This window comes from Nocardioides sp. (assembly GCF_036405735.1).
Lineage (GTDB): Bacteria > Actinomycetota > Actinomycetes > Propionibacteriales > Nocardioidaceae > Nocardioides.
This window is the reverse complement of sequence record NZ_DASWXC010000021.1, coordinates 25,164-50,022: the sequence shown is the minus strand read 5'-3', so window position 1 is coordinate 50,022 and position 24,859 is coordinate 25,164. Positions and strand designations below refer to the sequence as shown.

At 71.8% G+C, this 24,859-nt stretch carries 25 protein-coding genes, 2 tRNA genes and 2 pseudogenes; 7 read left to right on the top strand and 22 right to left on the bottom strand.

Annotation, left to right across the window (positions count from 1 at the left end; translation table 11 throughout):
• Positions 1 to 48: 48 nt before the first annotated feature.
• The 3 genes from VGE38_RS04000 to VGE38_RS03990 form a co-directional block, all read right to left on the bottom strand.
• Complete coding sequence (locus VGE38_RS04000; protein ID WP_331141242.1) at positions 49 to 345, bottom strand: TraR/DksA family transcriptional regulator; 297 nt, start codon at positions 343 to 345, stop codon at positions 49 to 51.
• Between the two features lie 131 nt (positions 346 to 476).
• Complete coding sequence (locus VGE38_RS03995; protein WP_331141241.1) at positions 477 to 662, bottom strand: hypothetical protein; 186 nt, start codon at positions 660 to 662, stop codon at positions 477 to 479.
• Between the two features lie 47 nt (positions 663 to 709).
• Entirely contained in the window at positions 710 to 1,312 is a 603-nt protein-coding gene (locus tag VGE38_RS03990) for a TetR/AcrR family transcriptional regulator (RefSeq protein WP_331141240.1), read from the bottom strand.
• Between the two features lie 89 nt (positions 1,313 to 1,401).
• Here VGE38_RS03990 and VGE38_RS03985 point away from each other — a divergent pair, with 89 nt between their 5' ends.
• Positions 1,402 to 3,093 carry an amidohydrolase gene (locus tag VGE38_RS03985; RefSeq protein ID WP_331141239.1) on the top strand — a complete coding sequence of 564 codons (1,692 nt, stop codon included), beginning with the start codon at positions 1,402 to 1,404 and terminating at the stop codon, positions 3,091 to 3,093.
• 40 nt (positions 3,094 to 3,133) lie between these two features.
• A complete protein-coding gene (locus tag VGE38_RS03980; RefSeq protein ID WP_331141238.1) occupies positions 3,134 to 4,528 on the top strand; it encodes an APC family permease in 1,395 nt (464 codons plus the stop codon).
• Between the two features lie 80 nt (positions 4,529 to 4,608).
• On the opposite strand, the gene VGE38_RS03975 is transcribed toward VGE38_RS03980, so the two are convergent.
• The 19 genes and pseudogenes from VGE38_RS03975 to VGE38_RS03885 form a co-directional block, all read right to left on the bottom strand.
• A tRNA-Ile gene (locus VGE38_RS03975) sits at positions 4,609 to 4,682 on the bottom strand.
• 23 nt (positions 4,683 to 4,705) lie between these two features.
• Complete coding sequence (locus VGE38_RS03970) at positions 4,706 to 4,900, bottom strand: CDGSH iron-sulfur domain-containing protein (RefSeq protein WP_331141237.1); 195 nt, start codon at positions 4,898 to 4,900, stop codon at positions 4,706 to 4,708.
• The gene (locus VGE38_RS03965) at positions 4,897 to 5,886 is read right to left on the bottom strand and encodes an iron-containing redox enzyme family protein (RefSeq protein WP_331141236.1); all 990 of its coding nucleotides are present in this window, start codon (positions 5,884 to 5,886) and stop codon (positions 4,897 to 4,899) included. The genes VGE38_RS03970 and VGE38_RS03965 overlap by 4 nt, the downstream gene beginning before the upstream one ends.
• A 65-nt stretch (positions 5,887 to 5,951) precedes the next feature.
• Positions 5,952 to 6,518, bottom strand: a complete 567-nt coding sequence (locus VGE38_RS03960) for a VOC family protein (RefSeq protein ID WP_331141235.1) — start codon at positions 6,516 to 6,518, stop codon at positions 5,952 to 5,954.
• Positions 6,519 to 6,608: 90 nt separating this feature from the next.
• Positions 6,609 to 6,684: transfer RNA gene (locus VGE38_RS03955), tRNA-Asn, on the bottom strand.
• A 55-nt stretch (positions 6,685 to 6,739) separates the two neighbouring features.
• Positions 6,740 to 7,189: a hypothetical protein gene (locus tag VGE38_RS03950; protein WP_331141234.1), complete on the bottom strand. Its 450-nt coding sequence runs from the start codon at positions 7,187 to 7,189 to the stop codon at positions 6,740 to 6,742.
• Positions 7,186 to 9,408, bottom strand: a complete 2,223-nt coding sequence (gene dnaG, locus VGE38_RS03945; RefSeq protein WP_331141251.1) for a DNA primase — start codon at positions 9,406 to 9,408, stop codon at positions 7,186 to 7,188. The genes VGE38_RS03950 and dnaG overlap by 4 nt, the downstream gene beginning before the upstream one ends.
• A gap of 417 nt (positions 9,409 to 9,825) precedes the next feature.
• Positions 9,826 to 10,011, bottom strand: a pseudogene (locus tag VGE38_RS03940) (CHC2 zinc finger domain-containing protein); the annotation flags it as partial.
• A gap of 58 nt (positions 10,012 to 10,069) precedes the next feature.
• Positions 10,070 to 10,990, bottom strand: a complete 921-nt coding sequence (locus tag VGE38_RS03935) for a 2-hydroxyacid dehydrogenase (RefSeq protein WP_331141233.1) — start codon at positions 10,988 to 10,990, stop codon at positions 10,070 to 10,072.
• Entirely contained in the window at positions 10,987 to 12,246 is a 1,260-nt protein-coding gene (locus VGE38_RS03930) for a deoxyguanosinetriphosphate triphosphohydrolase (RefSeq protein WP_331141232.1), read from the bottom strand. Before VGE38_RS03930 ends, VGE38_RS03935 begins: the two co-directional genes overlap by 4 nt.
• 294 nt (positions 12,247 to 12,540) lie before the next feature.
• On the bottom strand, positions 12,541 to 13,782 hold the full coding sequence (locus VGE38_RS03925; protein ID WP_331141231.1) for an HNH endonuclease signature motif containing protein: 1,242 nt from the start codon (positions 13,780 to 13,782) through the stop codon (positions 12,541 to 12,543).
• 94 nt (positions 13,783 to 13,876) lie between these two features.
• On the bottom strand, positions 13,877 to 14,779 hold the full coding sequence (locus VGE38_RS03920) for a VldE C-terminal domain-containing protein (protein ID WP_331141230.1): 903 nt from the start codon (positions 14,777 to 14,779) through the stop codon (positions 13,877 to 13,879).
• A 183-nt stretch (positions 14,780 to 14,962) separates the two neighbouring features.
• Positions 14,963 to 16,090 (bottom strand): tRNA dihydrouridine synthase DusB, encoded by a 1,128-nt coding sequence (dusB, locus tag VGE38_RS03915; protein WP_331141250.1) that lies wholly within the window; start codon positions 16,088 to 16,090, stop codon positions 14,963 to 14,965.
• A 132-nt stretch (positions 16,091 to 16,222) separates the two neighbouring features.
• Positions 16,223 to 17,437 (bottom strand): annotated as a pseudogene (locus tag VGE38_RS03910) (MFS transporter); the annotation flags it as partial.
• A gap of 76 nt (positions 17,438 to 17,513) precedes the next feature.
• Positions 17,514 to 18,179 carry an ArsR/SmtB family transcription factor gene (locus VGE38_RS03905; protein WP_331141229.1) on the bottom strand — a complete coding sequence of 222 codons (666 nt, stop codon included), beginning with the start codon at positions 18,177 to 18,179 and terminating at the stop codon, positions 17,514 to 17,516.
• Between the two features lie 120 nt (positions 18,180 to 18,299).
• The gene (locus VGE38_RS03900) at positions 18,300 to 19,004 is read right to left on the bottom strand and encodes a hypothetical protein (protein WP_331141228.1); all 705 of its coding nucleotides are present in this window, start codon (positions 19,002 to 19,004) and stop codon (positions 18,300 to 18,302) included.
• 63 nt (positions 19,005 to 19,067) lie between these two features.
• Positions 19,068 to 20,465, bottom strand: a complete 1,398-nt coding sequence (locus VGE38_RS03895) for a glycine--tRNA ligase (RefSeq protein ID WP_331141227.1) — start codon at positions 20,463 to 20,465, stop codon at positions 19,068 to 19,070.
• Between the two features lie 58 nt (positions 20,466 to 20,523).
• On the bottom strand, positions 20,524 to 20,841 hold the full coding sequence (locus VGE38_RS03890) for an antibiotic biosynthesis monooxygenase family protein (protein WP_331141226.1): 318 nt from the start codon (positions 20,839 to 20,841) through the stop codon (positions 20,524 to 20,526).
• A complete protein-coding gene (locus VGE38_RS03885) occupies positions 20,838 to 21,413 on the bottom strand; it encodes a GNAT family N-acetyltransferase (protein WP_331141225.1) in 576 nt (191 codons plus the stop codon). Before VGE38_RS03885 ends, VGE38_RS03890 begins: the two co-directional genes overlap by 4 nt.
• 103 nt (positions 21,414 to 21,516) lie before the next feature.
• On the opposite strand from VGE38_RS03885, the gene VGE38_RS03880 reads away from it, so the two are divergent.
• The 5 genes from VGE38_RS03880 to VGE38_RS03860 are packed head-to-tail and all read left to right on the top strand — an operon-like array spanning position 21,517 to position 24,859.
• Positions 21,517 to 22,464 (top strand): metal ABC transporter substrate-binding protein, encoded by a 948-nt coding sequence (locus VGE38_RS03880; RefSeq protein ID WP_331141224.1) that lies wholly within the window; start codon positions 21,517 to 21,519, stop codon positions 22,462 to 22,464.
• Entirely contained in the window at positions 22,455 to 23,270 is an 816-nt protein-coding gene (locus VGE38_RS03875; RefSeq protein ID WP_414690890.1) for a metal ABC transporter ATP-binding protein, read from the top strand. Before VGE38_RS03880 ends, VGE38_RS03875 begins: the two co-directional genes overlap by 10 nt.
• Positions 23,267 to 24,289, top strand: a complete 1,023-nt coding sequence (locus VGE38_RS03870) for a metal ABC transporter permease (protein ID WP_331141222.1) — start codon at positions 23,267 to 23,269, stop codon at positions 24,287 to 24,289. Before VGE38_RS03875 ends, VGE38_RS03870 begins: the two co-directional genes overlap by 4 nt.
• Positions 24,276 to 24,674 carry a Fur family transcriptional regulator gene (locus VGE38_RS03865; RefSeq protein ID WP_331141221.1) on the top strand — a complete coding sequence of 133 codons (399 nt, stop codon included), beginning with the start codon at positions 24,276 to 24,278 and terminating at the stop codon, positions 24,672 to 24,674. The genes VGE38_RS03870 and VGE38_RS03865 overlap by 14 nt, the downstream gene beginning before the upstream one ends.
• Positions 24,675 to 24,712: 38 nt before the next feature.
• Positions 24,713 to 24,859: a hypothetical protein gene (locus VGE38_RS03860; protein WP_331141220.1), complete on the top strand. Its 147-nt coding sequence runs from the start codon at positions 24,713 to 24,715 to the stop codon at positions 24,857 to 24,859.

Here is a 24,859-nt window from a genome sequence, read left to right as displayed (position 1 = left end):
GCCCGGTGCCGGCTCCACCGTGACGAGCGTCGCCGCGGGTGAGCCTCGTCAGCGGGCGCAGTTGGTGCAGGTGACGGCCCAGGGCCGCCACTCCAGCCGGGCGAGCGGGATGTCGGCGCCGCACCGGGTGCAGGTGCCGTAGCGGCCCTCGGCGATCCGCGCCCGGGCGAAGCGGATCTCCTGCAGCAGGCGCTCGACGGTCTCGCGGTACGCCGCCGTCACCTCGTCGGGGCTGGTGTCGATCCCTGCGAGCTGCGCCGTACGCGCGGCCTCGTACTCGGCGAGCTTGGCCTCGATGTCGGTCAGGTCGAGCTCGCGGTCCTGGGTGGTGACGCGGTCGGTCATGTCGTTCCTCCATGTCGGTGATGCATGGTGCGACGCCCCGGCTCACAGCCGGGGCGCACGGGCTCTGGTGACTGCTGGGAAAGGCGGAGGGACCGGTGACGAAGCGCCGGCCCCTCGATCTGGTGAGAACGTCAGAGCCAACCGGGCGGCGCGCGGTCCACGCTGCGACGCAGCAGGTCCAGGCCGCGGATGCCGCGGGCCTCCTCGCCCAGTCGGAGGGCGAGCAGGGCGGCACCGGAGATGACATGGGTCGGCGCGGCAGCGTCGTGGCCGGCGGCACGCATGCCCCTGCTCACTGCCACGCTGACGTCACCCATGCCGGGGACCCTAGCAACGCTGCCGCGCCGCGCAACCCGTTTCCGGTCTAGCAGTCCACCGACGCACCGAAGGCGCGCGCGGCCTCACGCATCGCGGCCTCGGCGCTCGCGACGGTGATCAGGCTGTTGCCGCCCACGATGTGGAGACCGTAGGCGTCCTCGAGGGCCACGAGGTTCATCGCCGCGACGTCCACCGCCATGACCGGCGCGAAGGCACCGCTCGCCACGCCGCGACCCAGGATGTCGGCGTACGTCGCGAGCTGGCGGCGGTAGAGCTGCTCGACCAGCTGGTCGTGGAGCGAGGAGGTCCCGGCGAGCACGTCGAACTCGTAGAGCAGGCGCATCAGGGCGTCGTCGGGACCGCTCGGCAGGCCCTCCCGGATGGCGGCCGCGAGCTGCCTCGGGGGCTCGGGGATGGCGGCGACGATCGCGTCCCGGCGGTCGCAGAACCGCTCCACGCCGGCGCGATGCGTCTCCAGCAGCAGCGCGTCGAGGTCGTCGTAGTAGTAGAGGATCGCGCCTCTCGTCAGGCCGGCCTTGGCAGCGACATCGGTCAGCGACAGCGCCCGCAGGCCGCGCTCGGAGACGGCAGCCAGCGTCGCGTCGACGAGGTCGGCTCGGCGTTCTTCCTGCCGGCGGGGACGGGCCATGGCCCCGACTCTAGGGCTGTGAGCCTTGACACGTGCTTCCAGGGCGTGTGACTGTACGGCGCAATTCTTTGACGCTACTGTCAAAAAACTTGGAGAGGAACATCGTGCTGACGGATCTGCTGTTCACCCGGGGCCGCGTGCGGACCTTCGACGACGCCGCCCCGTGGGCGGAGGCGGTCGGCGTCACGGACGGGGTGATCACCTACGTCGGCCCGGCGGCCGACGCTCCGGCGGCGCGGGAGACGCGCGACCTGGGCGGCGCCCTGCTGACGCCCGGGATCATCGACAGCCACAACCACCTGCTGCTGGGATTCGACCCGGACGCGGTGAGTCTGGAGGGCGCGGAGACGCTCGCCGAGGTCCGTCGCCGCATCAGCGACCTCGCGCAACGTCGACCGGACCTGACCTGGGTGTGCGCGGAGAACGCCGTCTACTCCGTCGTCGAGGGTCGCCGCCCCCGGGCCGACGACCTGGCGGGGCTGACCGAGCGCCCGGTGTTCGTCACGACGTACGACCAGCACTCGGTGTGGCTCAACGAGCCTGCCATGCGCGCCCTCGGCCTGTTGGACGGCGCCCGGATCGCCTGGGGCAACCCGGAGCTCGACGAGGAGGGCCGACCCACCGGGTGGGTCACGGACTTCTACACCAGCGCGATGACGAGCGCCGGGCTCGCGGCCCTGCAGCGTGACATCCCGATGTACTCGCCCCAGCGGCGCTACCGCAAGCTTCTCGGCAGCCTCGAGATGGCCACCCGCTGCGGGATCACCACCGTCGTGGAGCCGCAGGTCCCGCTCGCGGAGGTCGGGCTCCTAGAGACCGCGCGCGAGGCCGGCCTCCTCAGCTCACGGGTCATCGCCGCGCTCTTCCACCCCATCGACGCCGACGCCTCGCTGCGCCGCGACCTGCGGACGGCGGTGGACGACATCCCGGCCACCTCCCGGCTCCGCCTCGGCCCGGTGAAGCTGTACGCCGACGACGTGATCGAGCCGCACACCGCCTGGATGCTCGAGGACTACGCCAACCGTCCGGGGCACCGCGGCCACCCCTCGGCACCGGTCGGCGAGCTCACCCGGATCATCTCCGAGCTCGACCGGCTCGGCTTCCAGACCCACACGCACGCCACCGGCGACGGTGGCATCCGGCTGGCGCTCGACGCGATCGAGGCCGCCGGCCGTTCCAACCGCACGGCGGACCGCCGCCACGGCATCGTGCACGTGGAGTGCCTGCACCCCGACGACCTGGCGCGCTTCTCCGCACTCGGCGTCACCGCCGCGATGCAGCCGCGCCACTGCTCCCCCGACCTCGTCGCCGGGACCTGGATGGAGAACGTCGGGGAGGAGCGGTGGGACCGGGCCTGGCAGATCCGCTCGCTGATGGCCTCCGGCGCGCATGTGGCGCTGTCGAGCGACTGGCAGGTCGGCGAGATGGACCCGCTCGTGGGGATGTACTCCGCGCTCACCCGCGCCACGCTCGACGGCACCACGTCGTGGACGCCGGAGCAGCGCATCGACCTGGACGCCGCCCTGGCGGGCTACACCCGCGAGGGCGCCTGGGCCTGGCACGCCGAGCAGGAGCTCGGCGTGATCCGGGTGGGCGCGGCCGCCGACCTGGTGGCGTGGTCCAGCGACCTCTACGAGCTGCAGGACGAGCCCGCCGCCCTGCTCGACGAGCACGCCGCCCTGACGGTCGTGGGCGGCGAGATCGTCCACGACGCGACGGCCTCCGGCGCCGTGCGCGAGCCGGAGACGCCGCGCACGCAGTGCTCAGCCACGCACCACTGAAGCCCCGACCTGACACGCCCCGAGGAGAAGGACGAACGACATGTCACAACTGGATCCCGGCGTCAGCCCCGACCGGGCGGCGGCTGCCGACCCGTCGCAGGGCCGGCTCCGCCGTACGCTCAGCCTGCCCCAGATCGTCTTCCTGGGCCTGGCCTACATGGCACCGCTGGCCGTCTTCGACACCTTCGGCATCGTCGCGGACATCACCGACGGCCACGTCCCGCTGTCCTACCTGGTGATCCTCGTGGCTGTGGTGATCACTGCCCTGAGCTACGCCCGGATCGTGCGCTACTTCCCGCGCGCCGGGTCCGCCTACACCTACACCCGCGAGGCGATCAACCCGCACCTCGGGTTCCTCGTCGGCTGGGCCGCGACGCTGGACTACCTGTTGCTCCCGATGATCAACGCGCTGCTCTCGTCGATCTACATGACCGTCGCGTTCCCCGACGTGCCGGCGTGGGTCTGGATCGTGTCGACCATCGTGCTGTGCACCGTGCTGAACCTCGTCGGCGTCAAGCTCGCGGCCAACGTCAACGTCGCTCTGGTGATCATCCAGCTCACCGTCGCGATCGCGTTCGTGGTGCTCACCGTGAAGAGCGTGATCGAGGGGGCCAACGGCTCGACGTTCTCCTGGGAGCCGTTCTACTCCTCGAGCGTCGAGCTGAGCGCCATCGGCGCCGGGGCCGCCGTGCTGGCGCTGTCCTTCCTCGGGTTCGACGCGGTGACCACGCTCGCGGAGGAGGCCAACCACCCGCAGCGTGACATCCCGCGCGCCATCATGATCATCGTCGCGGTCGCGGGCGTCTTCTTCGTGACCGTCACCTACGTCATGCAGGCGCTCTTCCCGGACGTATCCGCGGTCGGCGACATCGTCGGCGCCTCGCCGGAGATCGCTCAGTACATCGGGGGCGCGGCGTTCCAGGCGATCTTCATCGGGGGCTACATGACGGCCGTGTACGGCTGCGGCATCACCCAGCAGATGAGCGCGGCCCGGCTGCTCTACGCCATGGGCCGCGACGGCGCCCTCCCCCAGCGGCCGTTCTGCGCGCTCAACAAGGCCGGAGTCCCGTCGGGCAACGTGATCCTCATCGGGCTGCTCGCGTCGACGGCCGTCTTCCTGGACCTCTACCAGGCGGCGTCCCTGATCAACTTCGGCGCGTTCGTGGCCTTCGCCTTCGTCAACCTGTCGGTGATCTTCACCTACGTCCGCTTCCTGCGGGAGGGACGCGGCCACAGCAGGCTCGGGTACGTCGTGCTCCCCGCGCTGGGCGTCGTCGCCAACGTCTGGCTGTGGCTCAGCCTCGAGTCGTCCGCCAAGCTCGTGGGCCTGCTGTGGGTCGCGCTCGGGCTCGGCTTCCTGCTGTGGCGGACGCGCCTGTTCCGGGCGCCGGCGCCCGCTCTGTCGGGGCCGGATCTCTCCGGGCCGGACCTGTAGCAGCCGCCGATCGGGGGCGCCGGCCGTTCCTCGGCCGGCGCCGCCGCCTCATGGCCTGACCGGGCCGCGGTGGACCTCAGTAGGGCGGGTGGGGCTCGAACCCACGACCCAAGGATTATGAGTCCTCTGCTCTGACCGACTGAGCTACCGCCCCTCGGGGCGAGACCCTATCGCCGGTCAGGGTCGGTTCTTCTCCGGGATGAGCTTGTGGGTGCCGTCGCACCACGGCTTGGTGGCGGACTTGCCGCAGCGGCAGACCGCGCTGACGGGCCGGACGGTGGCGTGCTCGGCCCCGTCCTCGTCCCGGATGACGTGGTCGCCCCGGATCAGCAGCGGGCCGCCGGGGCACACGACGATGTCGGCGTTGCTCATGCGGCCTCCCACTGCTCCAGCAGCTGCCCGGCGAGCCGCGCCTCCTGGTCCAGGCACGTGAAGGCCCCGAACCAGATGTCGGCCTCGACGGCCGGGTCGACCGCGATCATCGGCGCGCAGATGTTGCGCACGGCCAGCTGCTCGTGGACCGCGTCCGCCTCGACGTGCTCGGTGTAGTAGTCGATCATCTCCGCGGCCATGCCGAGCCGCTCCATGCCCTGGGCCATCCGGCGGCACGGCAGCGAGCTCGTCGCCTCGAAGGCCGCGAGGTGCCCCATCGCCGCTCCGCGCAGCCGGCGGTGCAGCCCGAACAGGCTCATCGCGTTGTTCTGCTCCAGCACCAGGGTGGGCGCCTCGTCGACGTACGCACCCTCGTCGGGGCGCAGGCCCACCGCCGCCATGCCGCGGGCGAACAGGCCGGCGTGCAGCCGGTCGGGGCGACCGCCGCCGTACTCGTCGTACTGCAGCTCCATGAGCCCCGCGCGGGCCTCGACCTCCAGGCGCGGCACGACGAAGGCTGCCGGGTCGGACTCCTTGAGGTGGTAGACCGACTTCAGCCGCAGCAGGTCCAGGACCTGCTCGGTGGTCGCCTGGCGCTGCACGAACCGCGACAGCGACGGACCCTCGAACTCCTCGACCCAGCGGAAGAACGCCTCCTCGAACGCGGCCCCACCGTCGCCGTCGTACGCCGGAACGCCCGGCCAGCGCGCCCGCAGCTGGGCCTCCAGGTCGGCCTCGAGGCGCCGCCGCACCCGGAGCAGGTCGAGGTCCCACTCGGCGGCGTCGTCGACGTCCTCGAAGCCCCGGTAGGACAGCTCGTAGAGCGCCCACAGCGTGATCGCGGCGTCGTCGGCCGAGTCCGGCTCGACGTCGAGGTAGCCCGTGGAGCGGGCCTCCTGGGCGGGCTCGCGGGCGGCTTGGAAGACGCGTTCGCTCAGCGTGCCGCGAGGCTTGGGGAGCCGGGCACGCGCGGTGGTCATCGACATGGCGCACTGGTACCCCCGGGCCAGCGGCGCGATGCAGCGCCCGCTACGTCCCGGTTGGCGACGCCTCAGCTGTGCGCCGGCAGCACGCAGAACTCGTTGCCGGACGGGTCCACGTAGCTGCGCCAGGGCAGATCGCCCCAGTCGGCGTCGAGGACGGTGCCGCCGCGCTCGAAGATCTCGCGCTCGACCGTGTCGGCGTCCTCACCCTGTTCGAGTCGGACGTCGAGATGCACCCGGTTCTTGGCGAGGCCCTTGGGCTCGGCCTCGGGTACCAACCGCAGGACCGGTCCGAGACCCGACGGATGACGCAGGCCGCCGGCGCCGGTCGGAGTCCAGCCGGTCAGCCACGCCCAGAACTCCGCGTCGCGGACCGGGTCGGCCGCCTCCAGGAGGATTGCGGTGAGCTTCGCCGGATCCTCGCCCACGACGTCGAAGCGCAGCCGTTCGCGCTCCGCCGGCTGCTCGGGCACGCGTTGGAAGCACAGGTCCAGCACCGGTCCGCCGGGCACCTCGAGGCGGGTCTCGTAGCCCGCTTCCTCATCGGTCAGCTGCTCGGTGCCGAGCCGCGCCTCCCAGGAGCGGCCCAGTGCCTGCGGGTCGGTGGCGTCGAAGACAACGTTCTCCAAGAACACGTCGTCAGGCTAGCCGCTTCGTCGGTGGAGGAGATCGGTGCCAGGAGACGCGAAAAGGCCGCCGACCCCGATGGGTCGAACGGCCTTCCTTGGCTCCCCCGGTTGGACTCGAACCAACAACCCTGCGATTAACAGTCGCATGCTCTGCCAGTTGAGCTACAGGGGATCGCTTGGCAGCGGGCGAAACCATAGCAATGACAGGGCCTACTCCGAAATCGCGGTCACTCGCCGATGTCGCCGCGCGCCGCGGTGAGCGCCCGGTCGGCCGCGGCCGCGACCACCGGGTCGCCGGGGTCCACGCCGGCGTCGTACGCCACGAACCAGGCGACGTCGCCGGCGCCCGTGGGTGAGCGTCGGGCGATGATGCGGCCGTGCTCGAAGCCGCGCTGCAGCACCACGCTGGCCGTCACCCGCTCGCGCACGAGCTCCAGCAGCCGGCGCTCGTCGGAGAGCGCGACCCGGTGCGTCGGCACCGGCTCGCCCCACGTGCCGACCTCGGTGAGCGTCAGCACGCCGGCCTCGCTGTCCCAGGCCGCCGCGTCGAGCTGCTCCCAGGGGATGCGCCGGCCGCGCAGGTACAGCGCCGCACGCGTGCCGCCGACCGGACCCTCGTCCGTGTCGGCGACAGCGAGCAGCCGCTCGCCGCGGGGCACGTCGATGCCGGCGCTCACTGAACGGTGATCCGATCGCGCAGCGCCCGACGCTGCTGCTCCAGCCCGTTGAGCTCCACCACCATGGCGCGGTAGGCATCCGGGTCGGCCGTCGGGTCGGCCCGCTGCAGCCGGCTGTGCGCGTCGGCGATGCGCCGGGCCAGCGCCGCCTCCCGCAGCCGGACGACATGCTCGAGGACGTACGCCGGCCCCGGCTCCTTCGCGGGCAGCGGCTCGACCGCGAGCGCACTGACGAGGTTCTGCAGGGCGGGGTGCGCGGCCGCGTCGCGCAGCCGTCCCGCCCAGCCGGGGTCGTCCGCGCCGGCCGCCAGGCCACCGGCCTGCTCGACCAGCTGCCACACCGCGCGGTAGGCGGGGTGGCTGAAGTCGCTCGCGGTGATGTCGGCGGTGGTGCGTCCGATGGCGATCGGGTGCTGCACGACGAGCTTGAGCGTGCTGCGCTCGACCAGCAGCCGCGGGTCGCGCGGGTCCGGCAACGGCGGTGTCGGCGGGGCGGCCGGCGCCGCGGTCTCGGCGGGCGGGGCGGCCGCGACCGCCCGGTCACGAGGGGCCGGTGCGGGACGACGGGCGCCGGCTCGGCGTACCTCCGCGCGGGCCTCGTCCACGTCGACCCCGACCATGCGGGCGAGCTCGCGGACGAACGCCTCGACCTTGCTCTTGTCGCGGATGCTCGCCACCAATGGCGCGGCCTCGCGCAGCGCGTCCACCCGGCCGTCGGCGCGATCGAGGTCGTAGCGGCCCACGACGTTGCCGAGCACGAACTCGTAGAGCGGCTGCCGGCTGGCGACCAGGCCGCGGACCGCCTCGTCGCCCTCCTTGATGCGCAGGTCGCACGGGTCCAGTCCCTCGGGGGCGACGGCGACGTAGGTCTGCGAGACGAACTCCTGGTCCCCGGCGAAGACCTTCATCGCGGCCGCCTGGCCGGCCTTGTCGCCGTCGAAGGTGAAGACGACCTCGCCCTGGGAGCCCTTGAAGTCGGCCATGAAGCGGCGCAGCACCTTGCCGTGGTCGCTGGTGAACGACGTGCCGCAGGTCGCGACGGCGGTCGTGACGCCGGCCAGGTGGCAGGCCATCACGTCGGTGTAGCCCTCGACCACCACGGCCTGGCCGGTCTGCCGCATGCCGGTGCGGGCCAGGTCGATGCCGTAGAGCACCTGGTTCTTCTTGTAGATCGGCGTCTCGGAGGTGTTGACGTACTTGCCCTGCATCCGGTCGTCGTCGAAGAGCTTGCGGGCCCCGAACCCGATGACGTCGCCCGAGGCGTCGCGGATCGGCCACAGCAGCCGGCCCTGGAAGACGTCCTTGCCGTACTGCCGACCCAGGCCCGCGACGACGATCTCCTCCTCGCTGAAGCCGCGACCGCGCAGGTGGCGGAAGAGCGACTGACCGTCGCGTGGGGCGAAGCCGATGCCGAACTGGAGCGCGTGCTGCTGCTCGAACTGCCGCTCGGCCAGGAACTGCCGGGCGGTGAGCGCGTCGGGGCTCATCAGCTGCTCGGCGTAGAACTCCTGGGCGATCCGGTGCGCCTCGATCAGCTTGCCGCGCTGCGGGCCGCGTCGCTCCTGTGGTCCGTCGCCGTCCTCCCGCTCCAGCGGGACGCCGTACTTCTCCGCGAGGCGCTCGACGACCTCGCCGAAGTTGAGCCCGTCGATCTTCATCAGGAAGCTGATGACGTCGCCGCCCTCGCCGCAGCCGAAGCAGTTTCCGGTGAGGATGTTGTCCTCGAGCGTGAAGGCGTGACCCTCGTCGACCTCGGCGCAGAAGACCTCCTCGACGCGCTCGGATTCCGCGACACTCTGAACGACCCAGCCACGTCGAGCGAACTGCTTCTCGGCCTCGACGAAGCGACGGCGGTGCTCGTCGAGCAGGAAGAACGACTCGCCCAGATCGTCGTTGACGAAATGCACTCGGTAGAGGTCCGTCGGCTCTCTGTGACCGATGCCGACTCGGCTTTGGACCGTGATGCCATACGTGGCGATCCCGAGCCGCGTCGCCAGGGTCCGCACGAACTCGAGATCCTCTCGGTTCGCCGAGTTGAGCATGACCGTGCCGTCCTTCGCGACGCACCCGTCGGCTGCGAAGTAGCCCGCTAGCCAGCCGTACAGATACGACACCGACTCGTCGAGCGGGGGCAGCGACTTGAAGAACGCCGGCAGATGGTGGACGAGGAGGTTGTCGCCGCTGGCAGAGGTGTGGCTGTTCGGGAACCACTTCAGCATCGCCAGGTCCTTCGGCGGACACAGCAGCGCCATGCTCCCCGTTCCGTTCCGAGTCCCGTCACCGTAGGTGAAGCCATGGGCGATGCCGAAGGGCGACGGTGTTGTGCGACTGGTCCTCCGCCGTGGGAACACCGTGACGAGCCGATCGCCTGGCTTCAAGTCCGTCGTGAGGACCTCTCGCTGGCGACTCCGGTCCTTGCCGGACCGAACGAACCAGCGGTGCCCGTCGGTCGCGTAGATCTCCTTCACCTGGCGGTTGCGGGTCAGCGTGATGCGGTGGAGGCGCTGGACGCCGTACGCCTTGAAGGGCGCCTCCACCCAGTCGCCGTACCGATTCAGGATCCGGTGGACGCCGCCCGCGAGATCTCGGATCTCCTTGACGCCCTCCCAAGTGAGCACGCGCGTCTCACCCGCCAGGCAGTGGTAGAACTGCCGGCTCGGCGTCACGTTGAACGACGGCGACTTCTCGTCGTGGAACGGGCACAGCCCCTTCAGCGATCCGCCGCCCGCGTTGCGCAGGGTGACGTACTGCCCGACGATGTCCTCGATCCGGGCCTTCTCGCGCACCTCCGCGATGCTCTTCTCGAGGATGCGACCGGCCACGGGGCGATCCTACGGTCCGGCGTACGTCGGCACGCCGCCGATCCACAGGTCGGGGGGGTCAGTACTCCCCCGTCATGACGTTCGCGAGCGGCTCGCCGGCCGCGAACCGCTCCAGCTGCGAGCGCACCAGCCGGTAGGCCCGCGGCCACATCGCCGTGCTCGCACCACCGACGTGGGGGCTGAGGAGCAGCCCGGGTGCGGTCCAGAGCGGATGGTCGGCCGGCAGCGGCTCGGTGTCGGCGACGTCCACGGCTGCCCGGATCCGACCGGCCTCCAGCGCGGCGAGGAGGTCCTCGGTCACCACGACGGCGCCGCGGGCGACGTTGACCAGCAGCGCGCCCTGCTTCATCCGGTCAAGGAACGGCGCGTCCACCAGCCCGCGGGTCTCGTCGGTCAGCGGGACGACGAGCACGACGACGTCGGCTGTCGGCAGCAGGCCAGGCAGCTCGGCGATGGCTTGGACGCCGTCGCGAGCCGTGCGCGCCACGCGGACCACCTCGGTCTCGAACGGGAGCAGCCGGGCCTCGATCGCGGCGCCGACGGCGCCGTACCCGACGATGAGCACCCGCTTGTCGGCCAGCGACTCCTCGAACCCACCGCGCCACTCGTGGCGGTCCTGCTGACGCACGAACCGCGGCAGGCCGCGCAGGCTGGCCAGGATGAGCGCCAGCGTCAGCTCAGCGGTCGAGGTCTCGTGGATGCCGCGGCCGTTGCAGAGGGTCACCCCGGCGGGGATCCGGCCCCGGACGTTGTCGACGCCGGCGGACAGGGTCTGCACCACCCGCAGGGATGTCATCCGCGGCAACACGTCGGCCACCTCCGGAGCCATGCGGTACGGCGTGACGTAGAGCTCGACCTCGCCCACCGACTCCGGCACGTGACGGGTCGGGTCGACCACCTCGTAGCGCAGTCCGGCCGGCGCCTCGCCCAGCTCGGCGGGGTCGAAGGGCAGCCAGACCAACGGCCGGTCGGCGGTCACGACGCGCGCCTGCGGACCAGGCGCTCGTGCCAGGCGAGCGCCGTGACGTCGGTGAGGGAGGCGACCTGGTCGATGACGACGCGCAGCCGGCCGGCGTCGTCTCCGGCTGCCGCCCAGTCGTCGGCGAACTGCCGGTCCAGGGCGTCCGGGCCGCGGCCGACGAGCTCGGCGACCAGCTCGGCCAGCAGCTCGCGCTGGCGGCTCATGAGGGCGATCCGGTCGTCGGTCTGCATGACGTAGTGGGCGGCGATGCCCTTGAGGACCGCGATCTCCCGCTGGGTCTGCGCCGGCACCACCAGGTCGCCGCGGAACCGGACGAACGGTCCTGGCCCGCTCTCGTGCGTGGCGGACTGCACGGCACCGCAGAAGCGGCCGATCAGGTCGCTGGTGAGGTTCTTCAGGGCGGCCAGGGTGCGGCGGGTGCCGTCGTAGCGCGTCGTCGGCCAGCTGCCCACCTCGCGCAGTCCGGCCAGGGTCGAGGCGACCTCGGGGTCGGTCGCCTCGGGGAGGTACCAGGAGCGCACCGCCTCCCCCACGGCCGCGACGTCGACCCGGGTCAGGTCGATCCGGCCCGCGACGACGCCGTCCTCCACGTCGTGCACGGAGTAGGCCACGTCGTCGGCGAGGTCCATGATCTGCGCCTCGACGCAGCGGCGGTGTCCAGTCTCGGGCGTGCGCAGCCAGGCGAAGACGGCGAGGTCGTCGTCGTAGACGCCGAACTTCGGGCGCGCTCCGGTCGGCCCCGGCGCCTCGTCGCGACGCCAGGGGTACTTGGTGCAGGCGTCGAGCGTCGCCCGGGTGAGGTTGAGACCGACGCTCTCACCGTCGTCGTCGAAGGTCTTGGCCTCGAGACGGGTGAGGATCCGCAGCGTCTGGGCGTTGCCCTCGAAGCCACCGCACTCGGCAGCCAGCGCGGACAGCACCTCCTCGCCGTTGTGGCCGAACGGCGGGTGGCCGAGGTCGTGGGCGAGCGCCGCGGTCTCGGCGAGGTCGGGCTGACTGCCCAGCGCCCGGGACAGGTCACGGGCGACCTGGGCGACCTCGAGGCTGTGGGTCAGTCGGTTGCGCACGAAGTCGTCGGACTGCGGCCCCACGACCTGCGTCTTGGCGGCCAGCCGGCGCGACGAGGCGGCGTGGACGACGCGGGCCCGGTCGCGCTCGAACGGCGTGCGCTCCGGCGCGGCGACCCGCTTCGGCGGCTCGGCGACGCGCCGCTCGCGGGCTGCGGCGTCGTAGAGATCGTCGGTGGCGTCCACGTCGTGCATGCTACGGCGGGCCTCGGACAGTGGACGGCGCCCGGTTGCTCCACAGGAGCCACCGCGGATCCCCACGCTGGGCGGGTGACGGCGAGGCATGGCAGGCGCACTGGTCCCCCGAGGGCGGTGGCACGAGCAGCGACGGCTCCGGCCCCGACCACCGCGAGGTCATGGCGTGGTGCCGTCGGCTCATCTGGGACGAGCCCGTCGAGCTGCCACCGGGCACACGGGCGTACGTCGGCCGGTCCTGGTTGGAGACAGGCGGCCGTGACGATCCCGAGCGTCCGGGTCCGCCTAGGGGCGTCGGTGGAACCTGACGTCGCCGTTGGGAAGGCGTACGCCGGTGTAGGTGGGGTCGTGAGCGCGGTGATGGTGGTGGCCGCAGAGGAGGACACCGTTCTCGAGCGTGGTGCTGCCACCCCGCGCCCACGCGAGCCAGTGATGGGCCTCGCACCACGTCCCGGGGATGTCACAGCCCTCGGCGCGGCAGGTCCGGTCGCGCACCAGCAGCGCCTTGCGCTGCGCCTTGTCGAAGAGTCGCCGACCGCGGCCCAGGTCGAGCACCTCCCCACGCCCGCCCAGCACCGCCGGGATGACGGTCGCGGTGCAGGCCAGGCGGCGGGTCTCTGTCGCTGAGAGCCCGTCGCCGCCGATGACCTGGCCCAGGCCGACGTCGTGTCTCAACTGGTCGAGGTCGATGGTGACCACCAGGGTGGTCGCGTCCCCGCCGTGGACCGGAAGGCGGTCGGGGTCGGCCGTCTCGAGGAACTGACAGAACGCCTGTCCCAGCCGACGCGGGTACGAGCCGGCGTACGCCTGGGCCTCGGTCCCGTCCTGCCGGCGCGGATTGGTGAAGGCATGGAGGTAGGTCGCGAGCCGGTGCGCCGTCTGGTCCGGCAGGACGCCGGAGATGCGGGTGGTGCCGTCGCCCAGCGTCTTCAAGGTCAGCTTCGTCCGGGCGCGGGCGTGTGCCTCCTCGGCCTCGAGCCGCTTGGCCTCCTCCGCGTCGGCGATCTCCGGTGCGACGATCTCGAGGATGCGGCGGCCCAGGATCCGCAGCCGGTGCGGGCTGTGGTGCTCCGCCTCGGCGACCAGCGTCTTCTCGGCGAGCAGCCGGACCGCCGGATCGAGGTCGTCGGGAAGGTCGTCGAGGGCCTTCACGATGACCCGCGCCTGAGCGAGACTCACATCTCCGTCGCGCAGGGCGTGGCGCAGACACTCATAGGTCCGGTCGAGCGATGCGGCGAGTGCCAGGTCGGCGCGTGGTGCGGCGAAGTCCTGCCTCGTCTCCGCCGCCACCCACGCTGCGACGTCACGAGAGCCGACCGCGTCCGCAACGTCACCCGATGCGGGCAGGAACCGCAACCGCAGCTCCGCGAGCCGGGCGTCGACGCGGGCCAGACGCCGGATCGCGTCAGCCTTCTGCTCCGTGGTCAGGAACACCGGCTCCGCGTCGGCCACCGCGCCGAGAGCCTCCTCCAGGACCTCTACGCACGCCAGCAACCGCGGTGTGTCGGCGGCGAAGGCGATGGTCATGGGCGGTCCCGAGCGAGAGGTGGTCCAGTACCACCGACGCTAGCGGGGACCACCGACAGTCCCGTCGGCCCGCTCAGGCCGTGCGAGCCGCAGCTCAGTACGTCGTGACGTGGACGTGGTCGAAGTGGTTGGCCGTGGCCGACCCGCGGTCCGACATGCCACGCCAGCCTTCGCCGCCACGCTCGACCGACCAGATCTGCTGCTCGTAGATCAGGTAGCTGACCCCGAGGTCGGCGTAGTTGTCCCGCAGGAACTCCGCGATGTCCCAGCCCTCGGCGCCGCTGACCATGATGTCGACCGCGAGGCCCTGGCTGTGCTCGCCGTCGCTGCGGAAGGTGCCGTAGGTGCTGATGTCGGGGAAGTTCGCGCAGACCGCCGCGTGGACCTTCTTGACGTTCTCGCTGACGCCGTCGGGCACCGAGGTGCCGTTGGTGCACTCGCCGCCGAGCGCGGGCGGCTCCTCCTCGGAGAGGTATCCGGCGGTGACCCAGCGGGCCTTGCCCTCGACGACGACCTCCTCGCGATCGAGCACCTTGCGGCCGGTCACGAGGACGTGCTCGCCCGCAGCGAGGACACCGACCTGCTCGGCCTTCTCGCGCGGCGAGCTCCACAGGTTGAGCTCGCTGGTGGTCCACAGCTTGGTCTTGGCACTCCGCGCGGCGGCGACGGCGGCACGCACGGCCGCGGGCGCCAGCATCAGGGCGGCCTTGTCCTTGGGCACCGTCGGACCGGCGCTCTTGGCGCCGCGCGGCAACGAGCGCGACACGCTCGCCTCCCGGTCGGCGACGCTGCCGAGTGCGGCGGCGGCTCGGTTGGCCGAGGACTGCCCGGAGGTCTGGGCGGTGAGCTGGTGGTCGCTGGACGCGACCGGATCGCCGGCCAGGACGCCGGCGGTCACCACGGCAGCGGTCGCGACGAAGGCGACCGGGGCGGCGACCACAGCGGCGGTCGGACGGCGGCGGGCATTGGTTTCCCGCTTGTGGCGAGCATGAGCCACAGCGCTGATCCTTTGCATTGACGACAGGACGGCACCGCCCCACCCCCCCCACGGGCAGCCGGCGCGATCATCGAGTGAAGCACAGCTCCACGGACGATCCCGCATCGGGAGGCTACGTCACGGGGTGTCTCTCGTCACCCGGTTCCACGCAACTGTGGAGAGCGCGCCGGCCGCCACCGGATCTCAGCCGCCGGAGACGGTGTCCTCGGCGATCGCGCAACCGGTCCCGTCGGTGTCGTCCAGCCAGCCCTCGGGAAGGACGACCTTGTCGCGCGGCGCACCCTGGCGGCCGCGCGGAGCGCCCAGCTCCGAGACGGGGAACGGCTCGTCGCGATCGAGCTCGGCGAGCAGTGCGTCCAGGGCCGCGAGGGAGTCCACCAGGCCGAGCTCCTTGCGCATCCGGCCGCCGGCCGAGAAGCCCTTGAGGTACCACGTCACGTGCTTGCGGATCTCCTTGCAGCCGCGCTCCTCGCCCATGTGCTGGCACAGCAGCTCGGCGTGGCGCCGCATCATGTCGGCCACCTCGCCCAGCGTGGGCAGCGTGGCGACCTCGTCACCGGCGAACGCCGCCGCCAGGTCCCGGAACAGCCAGGGCCGGCCCAGGCACCCGCGGCCGATGACGACACCGTCGACGCCGGTCTCCTCCACCATGCGCAGCGCGTCGGCCGCCTCCCAGATGTCGCCGTTGCCCAGCACCGGGATGTCGACGCTGGCCTTGAGCGCGGCGATCGCGTCCCAGTCGGCCTGGCCGGAGTAGGCCTGCGAGACCGTGCGGCCGTGCAGCGCGATGGCCGCCACACCGCTGTCCTGGGCGATCCGCCCGGCGTCGAGGAAGGTGAGGTGGTCGTCGTCGATGCCCTTGCGGGTCTTCATCGTGACGGGCACGCCGTACGACGACGCGGCCTGCACCGCGTTCTCCAGGATGGCGCCGAGCAGGTTCCGCTTCCACGGCAGCGCGCCACCGCCACCCTTGCGGGTGACCTTGGGGACCGGGCAACCGAAGTTGAGGTCGATGTGCGCGACGCCGTACTCCGCGCAGAGGATCTCGGCGGCCTTGCCGACGTACGCCGGGTCGGTGCCGTAGAGCTGCACGCTCCGGACCGTCTCGAGCTCGTCGAAGACCAGCATGTCCCTGGTGTGCTGGTCACCCTCCACCAGGCCGCGGGAGGTGATCATCTCGCAGACGTAGAGTCCCGCTCCCTGCTCGGCGCACAGCCGGCGGTACGCCGCGTTGGTGATGCCGGCCATCGGGGCCAGCACCACCGGCGTGGCGACCTCGAGGTCGCCGAGGCGCAGGGGCGGGTAGGTCATGGCCCCATTGTCCGCAACGCGTGAGGAAGCGGCCGAATCGTCGCGCTCGACGACCGCGTGGTGCGCCCGCGGGTCACGGCCGGCTCGACCCTGGCCGCTGGTACCACCCACCGCGGGGACGAGCAGCAGGGCGAGGAGTCCTCCTCCGAGCGAGAGGGCGGCGAAGCTGGACATCCCGACGACGACGCCGGAGAGCGCGCCGCCGCCCGCACCGGCGACGGCGACGAGCACGTCCACGGAGCCCTGGGTCCTCGCCCGGGTCTCGAGGGTGGTCGCGTCGACGAGCAGCGCGGTGCCGCTGATGAGGCCGAAGTTCCACCCGAGCCCCAGGAGGACCAGCGCGACGGTCAGGAGGACCATCGAGTCGCCCGGGGCGAAGGCGGCGACCAGCCCCGCTGCGAGAAGGGTGGCTGCGGAGGCGACGGCCATGGGCAGGCGGCCCAGGCGGTCGACGAGCCGGCCGGTGACCAGGGACGGCAGGAACATGGCCGCGATGTGCATGCCGATGACGAACCCGACGTCGCCGAGGCTGTGATGGTGGTGCCGCATGTGCACCGGGGTCATCGTCATGATCGCCACCATGGCGATCTGGGTGAGGACCATGATGGTCGCGCCGACGGCGACGCCGCGGGGCGAGCCCGCGGTCGGCTCGACCGGCGCGGCCCGGGTGCCACCGGGCGTGCCGGTGTCGCCTGCCGCCTCGCGCTGACGCGCGATGTCCCGGGCGACCAGCAGCGGGTCCGGGTGGAGGAACACGAAGAGGACGACGCCGGCCAGGCCGTACGCGACCGCGGCGAGGAGGAAGGGACCGGCCAGGGCCGGAATGCCCAGCCCCACGGCGAGCTCTCCCAGGAGGTCGACCGAGTTCGGACCCGCGACGGCACCGAACGTGGTCGAGACCATCGCGACCGACACGGCGGTGCCGCGCGACCGTGGTGGTGCGAGGTCGGTTCCGGCATACCTGGCCTGCAGGTTGGTGGCGGTGCCGGCGCCGTACACGAAGAGGGCGGTGAAGAAGAGGATCGGGTTGTCGAGGACCGCGGCGAGCACGATGGCAGCCGCGCCGAGAGCGCCGACGAGGAAGCCGCCGGCCAGCCCGAGGCGGCGACCCGAGCGCTGGGAGACCCGGCCGACCGTGAACGCGGCGAGGGCGGAGCCGAGGGTGAACAGCCCGGCCGGGAGGCCGGCGGCGCCTGCACCGCCGAGCATGTCCTGCGCGAGCAGGGCGCCGACGGTGACGCCGGCAGCCAGGCCGGCGCCGCCGAAGACCTGGGAGATGACGACGACCGTCAAGGTCCGCCGGTACAGGCGGTGCTGGTCGTCGGCGGTGACCGTGGGTGTGGGCATCGGTGTGGGCGCGGACAGTTCGGACGACATGAGGACTCTCTGGTGGTGGCTCGTGCAGCGGCTGCGGTCGGCGCGCTCAGGCGGCGGGAAGCGGTCGGAGGAGGCCGGCGGCCCGCCACTCCAGCGCACCGTCCTCGGTACGGCGGGCGCGGTAGCCGTGGGCGGTGAGGATGCGGACCGCCTCATGGGCCATGACGCAGAAGGCGCCGCGGCAGTAGGCGACGACTTCGGTGTCGAGCGGTAGCTCGTCGAGCCGCTCTGCGAGCTCAGCGATCGGGATGTTGAGCGCGCCGGGTAGATGACCGGCGGCGTACTCGACACCTGGCCGCACGTCCAGGATCACCAGGTCGCCGGTCTCGGCGCGGCGAAGAAGCTCCGCCCGGGTGATCGCCTCGGTGTCGTCCGGCCCGAGGTAGGCGCGGCGGGCGCGGTCGGTCCCGGGCCGGTGCCGCGAGGCGACCGAGCGCAGGTCGACCAGGAGCCGGGCCACGTCCTCGTCGGTCAGGAAGTTGATGACGCGCTTGCCGTCCCGGACCGAGCCGACCAGGCCGGCCTCGCGCAGTGACTGCAGGTGTGCCGAGCAGGTCGACAAGCCCATGCCCGCCGCCTCGGCGAGCTCGTCCACGCTGCGCGGGCCCTGCGCGAGGACGTCGAGCAGCTCGATACGGCCGGCGTTGGCCAGCGCCTTGCCGATCGCAGCGAACTCGGCATACAGGGCGTTCTTGCGGGTCACGTCGTCCATCTCCCGCCTCCTTCGTTCACTCCATCATTCCATAGATGTATGGATTGATGGGGCGGCGGTCGCTGCGGGGATCTCGACACGCTCAGGCCTCGGCGGGAAGCGGGCGCCTTCGCTGCTCGATCAACCGGCGGCCGGGCGTCGCTTCTTCGGCTTCGCGGTGGGGCTGGGCGTGAGGGTGGCGATCGCACCGGCCCAGGTGATGGGCCGGAACTCCTCCGAGGGCCGGAACGCCACGCCCGCGAGCTCACCGCCGTCGGGCACCAGGTAGACCAGGCAGACACCGACACTGGCGCCGGCGGGGAACGGCTTCGGCAACGTGCTCGGGTGGCACGGCTTGAACCGGCTGGCGAACGTGCTCGGCTCGACGAGCGCGTCGGCGGCGCTCAGCCCGTAGAGCGGCAGCGGCAGCCCGGCCAGGTCGGTCTCGCCGGTGTTCGTGATCAGGGCGTGCACGAGGTACGGCGTGTAGCTCCGGATCTGCTCGGCGACCTTCCACTCCTTGAAGGACTGCTCGAAGGTGGTGCGCTCGATGCGGTCGACGCTGGCGCGGATCACGCCCACCAGGTCCTGGCGCGGCTGCCACGCCAGCGTCGCCGAGCGCCCCAGCGAGAGTCGTTCACCCTCGTCGGTGAGCGCGACGGCGCTCGGCACCGGGAGGTACGGTGCCTGCGTGGAGCCCTGCGTGGCGCCCTGCGTGGAGCCCTGGGTCGGTCGCTCGGTCCGAGGCTCCTGCTCCTCGGAGCAGCCGACCAGTGTCGTCACCAGCAGCAGCGATCCCAGCGCAGCCCCCGTGGCGGCCAGCCGCCGCCGTACGCCTGTGCCCATGCCGTCCTCCGAGCGCTCCTCAGCCGTTCCTGTGGTCCCGTTCCGGGCGTCCGTCCCGAATGCTCAGCAGCCGACCAGACGCTCCGCGAGGTAGGCGGTCACCCGGTCCAGGGAGACGCGCTCCTGCTGCATGCTGTCGCGCTCGCGGATGGTGACGGCCTGGTCCTCGAGGGTGTCGAAGTCGACGGTGACGCAGAACGGCGTGCCGATCTCGTCCTGGCGCCGGTAGCGGCGGCCGATCGCGCCCGCGTCGTCGAAGTCGACGTTCCAGCTCTGCCGCAGCTCCTTGGCGAGGTCGCGCGCCTTCGGCGAGAGGTCCTCGTTGCGCGAGAGCGGCAGCACGGCCGCCTTGACCGGCGCGAGCCGACGGTCCAGCCGCAGCACGGTGCGCTTGTCGACGCCGCCCTTGGCGTTGGGCGCCTCGTCCTCGGTGTAGGCGTCGACCAGGAACGTCATCAGCGACCGCGACAGGCCGGCCGCCGGCTCGATGACGTACGGGACGTAGCGCTCGTTGGCCGTCTGGTCGAAGTACGACAGGTCGGTGCCCGAGTGCTTCGAGTGCGTCGAGAGGTCGAAGTCGGTGCGGTTCGCGATGCCCTCGAGCTCGCCCCACTCCGAGCCGGCGAAGTTGAACCGGTACTCGATGTCCACGGTGCGCTTGGAGTAGTGGGAGAGCTTCTCCTGGGCGTGCTCGTAGTGCCGCAGGTTGTCGGGATCGATGCCGAGGTCGACGTACCACTGCGTGCGGGTGTCGATCCAGTACTGGTGCCAGTCCTCGTCCTCGCCCGGCTTGACGAAGAACTCCATCTCCATCTGCTCGAACTCGCGGGTGCGGAAGATGAAGTTGCCGGGCGTGATCTCGTTGCGGAACGACTTGCCGATCTGGGCGATGCCGAACGGCGGCTTCATGCGCTGGCTGGTCAGCACGTTGGCGAAGTTGAGGAAGATGCCCTGCGCGGTCTCCGGGCGCAGGTAGTGCAGGCCGGACTCGTCCTCGACCACACCGAGGTAGGTCTTGAGCAGGCCGGAGAACTGGCGCGGCTCTGTCCAGGCGCCGCGCGTGCCGCAGTTGGGGCAGGCGATCTGGTCGGCGCTGACCGCGTCCGGGTCGTCGAGACCCTTCTTCTCCGCGAATGCCTCCTGCAGGTGGTCGAATCGGAACCGCTTGTGGCACGACTGGCACTCGGTCAGCGGGTCGCTGAACGTCGCGACGTGGCCCGACGCCTCCCAGGTCTGCCGCGGGAGGATCACGCTGGAGTCCAGGCCCACGACGTCGTCGCGGCCGGTCACCATCGAGCGCCACCACTGGCGCTTGATGTTCTCCTTCAGCTCCACGCCGAGCGGGCCGTAGTCCCAGGCGGAGCGGGTGCCGCCGTAGATCTCACCGCACGGGTAGACGAAGCCGCGCCGCTTGGCGAGGGAGACGACGTGGTCGACGGTGGATGCGGGCGGCTTTGCCACGGGAGGATCTGCCTTCGTGTCGGGGTTGGCTAGCCCGGCGTCGCTCCGCCGGGGAGCCTCACCCTATCGACCTCGCCGCCCCGATATTGAGCGCTCCCCCAGGCTCGACCGGCTCGTAGGCACTCGGCTCGTCCACCGCCACCCGCCACACCGGGCTCAGCCGCACCTCGTGCGGCGAGAGCGCCCGGCGGTAGGCGCCGGGGTTCACCCACGTGGTCGTCAGCAGCCACAGGTCCGGGTCGTCGACGTTGCGCCCGATCGTGCCGCCCTCGAAGCCGGCCGCCGCTGCGAGTACGCCGAGGAGCGACTCGAGGTCGAGACGGAACCCCTCGGCGTCGTACCCCTCGGGCAGCCGGAAGCGGACGACGGCGATCACTGGGACGCGTCCAGGGTCGCTTCGATCTGCCCCAGGAGCGGGTCTCGCAGACCCACGCAGTCCAGCGCCCAGAACGGCTCGCAGTACACCAGCGCGCCGGTCATCCACGGCTCGAGCGCCGGCAGCAGTGCGACCTGGAAGGCGGGGTCGGGGATGCGGTCCGACGGCGCCGTGAACCCCTGGAGGGACGCCCTGCCGAACCCGCGCTTGCCGTAGTAGCCCCAGCCGCCCTCGACGAAGACCGCCGGCGCACCCAGTCGCTCGGCCTCAGCCAGCGCGGCGGCGAGCAGGTCGGTTCCGACGCCGCGACGTTGCGCCGTCGGCGCGACCGAGAGGGGGCTCAGGACGAGCACCTCCACCAGCCGGCGCCGGGCGTCGAGCCAGGACCGGTTCAGCTGGACATGGCCGATCACGCCGGTCTCGTCCTCGGCCACGAGGGCGGCGCGGACGTGACCGGTCTGACGCAGGCGGCTGACCAGCGAGGAGACGAGAGGTCCTTCGTCGCCGAAGGCGGTCGTGACGATCTCGGCGACCCTCGCGTGGTCCGCAGGCTGTGTCGGTCGGATGCGCATGGGCACCAGCATGCCTCCTGCGGCGCGGTCCGGCTCCATCATTCACAGCCGGACCTTTCGAGCACTTTTGACAATCATTCTCAATACGGTGAGAATCGTTCTCATGAAGAGACTTCTCCCCGCCGTCGCCACCCTCGCCCTCGGCTCACTGGTCGCCGGGTGCGGCGCGTTCTCCGACTCCGCGCGGAGCAGTGACGGGGAGGCGGGCACCGCCCAGGTGGCGGCGGCGTTCTACCCGCTCGAGTTCGTCGCCACGCGCGTCGCCGGCCAGTACGCCGAGGTCGCGGGTCTGACCTCCCCCGGCACCGAGCCGCACGACCTCGAGCTGTCGATCAACCAGACCGCCGCCGTCGGCGACGCGGACGTCGTGTTGTTCGAGCACGGCTTCCAGCCGGCCATCGACGACGCCGTCGACCAGCACGCTGACGGCGTCCTCGTCGACGCAGAGCAGGTGCTCGAGCTGCGATCCGTCGAGGAGCACGAAGAGGAGGCGGCGGACGAGCACGTCGACGAGCACGGTCACGACCACGGCGACCCCGACCCCCACTTCTGGCACGACCCGCTGCTGATGGCCGACTACGGCGACGCGGTCGCCGACGCACTGGCCGAGGTCGACGAGACGCACACCGAGGACTACCGCGCCAACGCCGAGGCACTGCGCAGTGACCTCGAGTCGCTCGACGAGGAGTTCACGACCGGCCTCGCCGACTGCGAGCGGCACGAGGTCGTCGTCGCGCACGACGCCTTCGGCTACCTGGCGCGCTACGGACTGGAGTTCGAGTCCATCGCCGGCCTCACCCCCGACGCCGAGCCCAACCCCGCCGAGCTCGCGGAGCTGGCCGAGCACATCCGCGAGCACCAGGTGACGACCGTGTTCTCCGAGCGACTGGTCAGCCCGAAGCTCGCCGAGTCACTGGCCAAGGACGCCGGCGTCGCCGTCGGGGTCCTCGACCCGATCGAGGGGCTGTCGCAGGAGACGTCCGACGAGGACTATCTTTCCCTGATGCGCGCCAACCTCGCTGCCCTGCGCGAAGCCAACGGATGCCAGTGACCGGCCCTCTCCTCCGGCTGCGGCACGGTGACGTCGCCATCGACGGCCGCCCGGTCCTCCGCAGCGTCGACCTGACGGTTCGCGCCGGCGAGTTCGTCGCCCTCATGGGCGCGAACGGCTCGGGCAAGTCCACCCTGGTGCGGACCCTGGTCGGATTACGCGAGCTGACGGCCGGCGAGCTGTTCCTCTACGAGACGCCACTGGGCCAGTTCCGCGACTGGCATCGGATCGGCTATGTGCCCCAGCGCACCAGCGCCGTCTCCGGCGTACCCGCCTCCGTGCGCGAGGTGGTCGCGTCGGGCCGACTGACGCACCGGCGCCTGTTCCGCCGGCTGAGCACCGCGGATCGGGCGGCGATCGACGGCGCGCTGCGCATCGTCGGGCTCGCGGACCGCGCCGACGACGGCATCTCCCACCTCTCGGGCGGCCAGCAGCAGCGGGCGCTGATCGCGCGCGCCCTGGCCGGCGAGCCGGAGCTGTTCCTTCTCGACGAGCCCACCGCGGGTGTCGACCTGCCCAACCAGGTCGCCCTCGCCGACACGCTGTCCGCGCTCAAGGCCCGTGGCGCCACGATCGTCCTGGTCGCCCACGAGCTCGGCCCGCTGGCCTCCCTCGTCGACCGGGCCGTGGTCATGCGGGACGGCCGGGTGGCGTACGACGGCGGTCCGCTCGCCGACCACGAGGTGCACGTCCCCGACTTCGGCGAGTCGCATTCGCACCACCACCACCACGACGACCGCGACGGCCCCGAGAGGATCGGCGACCGCCGCCCCGACGTCCGCGGCCCGCTGGAGGGACCCCGATGAGCCTCTTCGAGCTGTTGAGCAAGGATTTCATGCAGCGCGCGATGCTCGCGGCGTGCGTCGTCGGCCTCGCGGCACCGGCCGTCGGCACGTACGTCGTCCAGCGGCGGCTCTCGCTGATGGGTGACGGCATCGGCCACATCGCGGTGACCGGCGTGGCCCTCGGCCTGCTGACCGGGACCTCTCCCACCTGGATGGCGGTCGTGGTCGCCATCGGCGGCGCCCTGCTGATCGAGCTGATCCGTGACCGCGGCGGAGCGCACGGCGACGTCGCGCTGGCGCTGCTGTTCTACGGCGGCCTGGCGGGTGGCGTCTTCATCACCGGCCTCGCCGGCACGGGCACGGCCCGGCTCCAGGAGTTCCTCTTCGGCTCGCTGCTCACGCTCTCCGTGGGCGACCTGGTCACGACGATCGCGCTGTCGAGCCTCGTCGTGCTGCTCTGCCTCGGCCTGTCGCCGCAGATCTTCGCGGTCTCCCAGGATCCGGAGTACGCGCGGGTGCTGGGCCTGCGGGTCCGCTTCTACAACATGCTCGTGGCCGTCCTCGCCGCCCTCAGCGTGGTCGTCGCCATGCGCACCGTCGGCCTGCTGCTCGTCTCGGCGCTGATGGTGGTCCCGGTGGCGACGGTGCAGCAGGTGACGACGTCGTTCGCGGGCACGCTGCGCGCCGCCATGCTGGCCGGACTGGCCGCGTCGTTCGGCGGCCTGCTCCTGGCGACCGTCGTCTCTCGGGCCGGCGCCAACGTCCAGCCCGGCCCGACGATCGTGCTGCTGGCGCTGGCCGGGTTCGTGGCGCTGTGGCCGGTCGGGGCGCTGCTCCAGCGCCGCCGGCACCTGACCGCGCCCTTCCTCGACGTCCCCGCCGAGGATGTGCACGAGGTCGAGGACGCCCATCCGCACGAGCACGGGAAGGACTGCGGCCACGTGGCGGTGCCGCACGGTGACCACGTCGACTACATCCACGACGGCCACCGGCATGCCGTCCACGTCGAGGGCGGAGGCCAGCACTATGACGAGCACTGACGCCGGCGGCCTGCGTCCCACCAAGCAGCGCCTCGCCGTGGCCGAGGCGCTGGCGGCCACCGAGGGCTTCCAGTCGGCCCAGGAGATCCACGAGCTGCTCGGCCGGCGCGGCGAGTCGGTCGGCCTCGCCACGGTGTACCGCACCCTGCAGAAGCTCGCCGAGGCCGGCGAGGTGGACATGATGCGCAGCGAGGACGGCGAGGCGATCTACCGCCGCTGCTCCGACAGCCACCACCACCATCTCGTGTGCCGCGACTGCGGCCGCACCGTCGAGGTCGAGGGACCGGCCGTGGAGCGGTGGACGTCGGCCATCGCCGAGGAGCACGGCTTCGCCGACGTCAGCCACACGCTGGAGATCTTCGGAACCTGCCGCGACTGCCGCTGAGCGGTCTACTCTCGATCGCAGGACGAGAGGAGCGCGTCATGAGCGAGCGCGGCACCAACCGGTTCCGGCAGCTGCCCGAGCCGGTGCGGCTCGAGGACGTCGTGACCAGCCAGGAGGCCAGCCCTCCTCCGGACCTGCCGACCCTGCTGCAGGAGCAGCACCGGCTGCAGGAGACGGTCGGCTGA

Excerpts from the sequence above, each read along its gene's own strand:
- VGE38_RS04000 (WP_331141242.1), bottom strand. The coding sequence starts at position 345 with ATGACCGACCGCGTCACCACCCAGGACCGCGAGCTCGACCTGACCGAC.
- VGE38_RS03995 (WP_331141241.1), bottom strand. The coding sequence starts at position 662 with ATGGGTGACGTCAGCGTGGCAGTGAGCAGGGGCATGCGTGCCGCCGGC.
- VGE38_RS03990 (WP_331141240.1), bottom strand. The coding sequence starts at position 1,312 with ATGGCCCGTCCCCGCCGGCAGGAAGAACGCCGAGCCGACCTCGTCGAC.
- VGE38_RS03980 (WP_331141238.1), top strand. The coding sequence starts at position 3,134 with ATGTCACAACTGGATCCCGGCGTCAGCCCCGACCGGGCGGCGGCTGCC.
- VGE38_RS03970 (WP_331141237.1), bottom strand. The coding sequence starts at position 4,900 with ATGAGCAACGCCGACATCGTCGTGTGCCCCGGCGGCCCGCTGCTGATC.
- VGE38_RS03965 (WP_331141236.1), bottom strand. The coding sequence starts at position 5,886 with ATGTCGATGACCACCGCGCGTGCCCGGCTCCCCAAGCCTCGCGGCACG.
- dnaG (WP_331141251.1), bottom strand. The coding sequence starts at position 9,408 with ATGCTGAAGTGGTTCCCGAACAGCCACACCTCTGCCAGCGGCGACAAC.
- VGE38_RS03925 (WP_331141231.1), bottom strand. The coding sequence starts at position 13,782 with ATGACCATCGCCTTCGCCGCCGACACACCGCGGTTGCTGGCGTGCGTA.
- dusB (WP_331141250.1), bottom strand. The coding sequence starts at position 16,090 with ATGACCTACCCGCCCCTGCGCCTCGGCGACCTCGAGGTCGCCACGCCG.
- VGE38_RS03905 (WP_331141229.1), bottom strand. The coding sequence starts at position 18,179 with ATGGACGACGTGACCCGCAAGAACGCCCTGTATGCCGAGTTCGCTGCG.
- VGE38_RS03900 (WP_331141228.1), bottom strand. The coding sequence starts at position 19,004 with ATGGGCACAGGCGTACGGCGGCGGCTGGCCGCCACGGGGGCTGCGCTG.
- VGE38_RS03885 (WP_331141225.1), bottom strand. The coding sequence starts at position 21,413 with ATGCGCATCCGACCGACACAGCCTGCGGACCACGCGAGGGTCGCCGAG.
- VGE38_RS03880 (WP_331141224.1), top strand. The coding sequence starts at position 21,517 with ATGAAGAGACTTCTCCCCGCCGTCGCCACCCTCGCCCTCGGCTCACTG.
- VGE38_RS03875 (WP_414690890.1), top strand. The coding sequence starts at position 22,455 with ATGCCAGTGACCGGCCCTCTCCTCCGGCTGCGGCACGGTGACGTCGCC.
- VGE38_RS03870 (WP_331141222.1), top strand. The coding sequence starts at position 23,267 with ATGAGCCTCTTCGAGCTGTTGAGCAAGGATTTCATGCAGCGCGCGATG.
- VGE38_RS03865 (WP_331141221.1), top strand. The coding sequence starts at position 24,276 with ATGACGAGCACTGACGCCGGCGGCCTGCGTCCCACCAAGCAGCGCCTC.
- VGE38_RS03860 (WP_331141220.1), top strand. The coding sequence starts at position 24,713 with ATGAGCGAGCGCGGCACCAACCGGTTCCGGCAGCTGCCCGAGCCGGTG.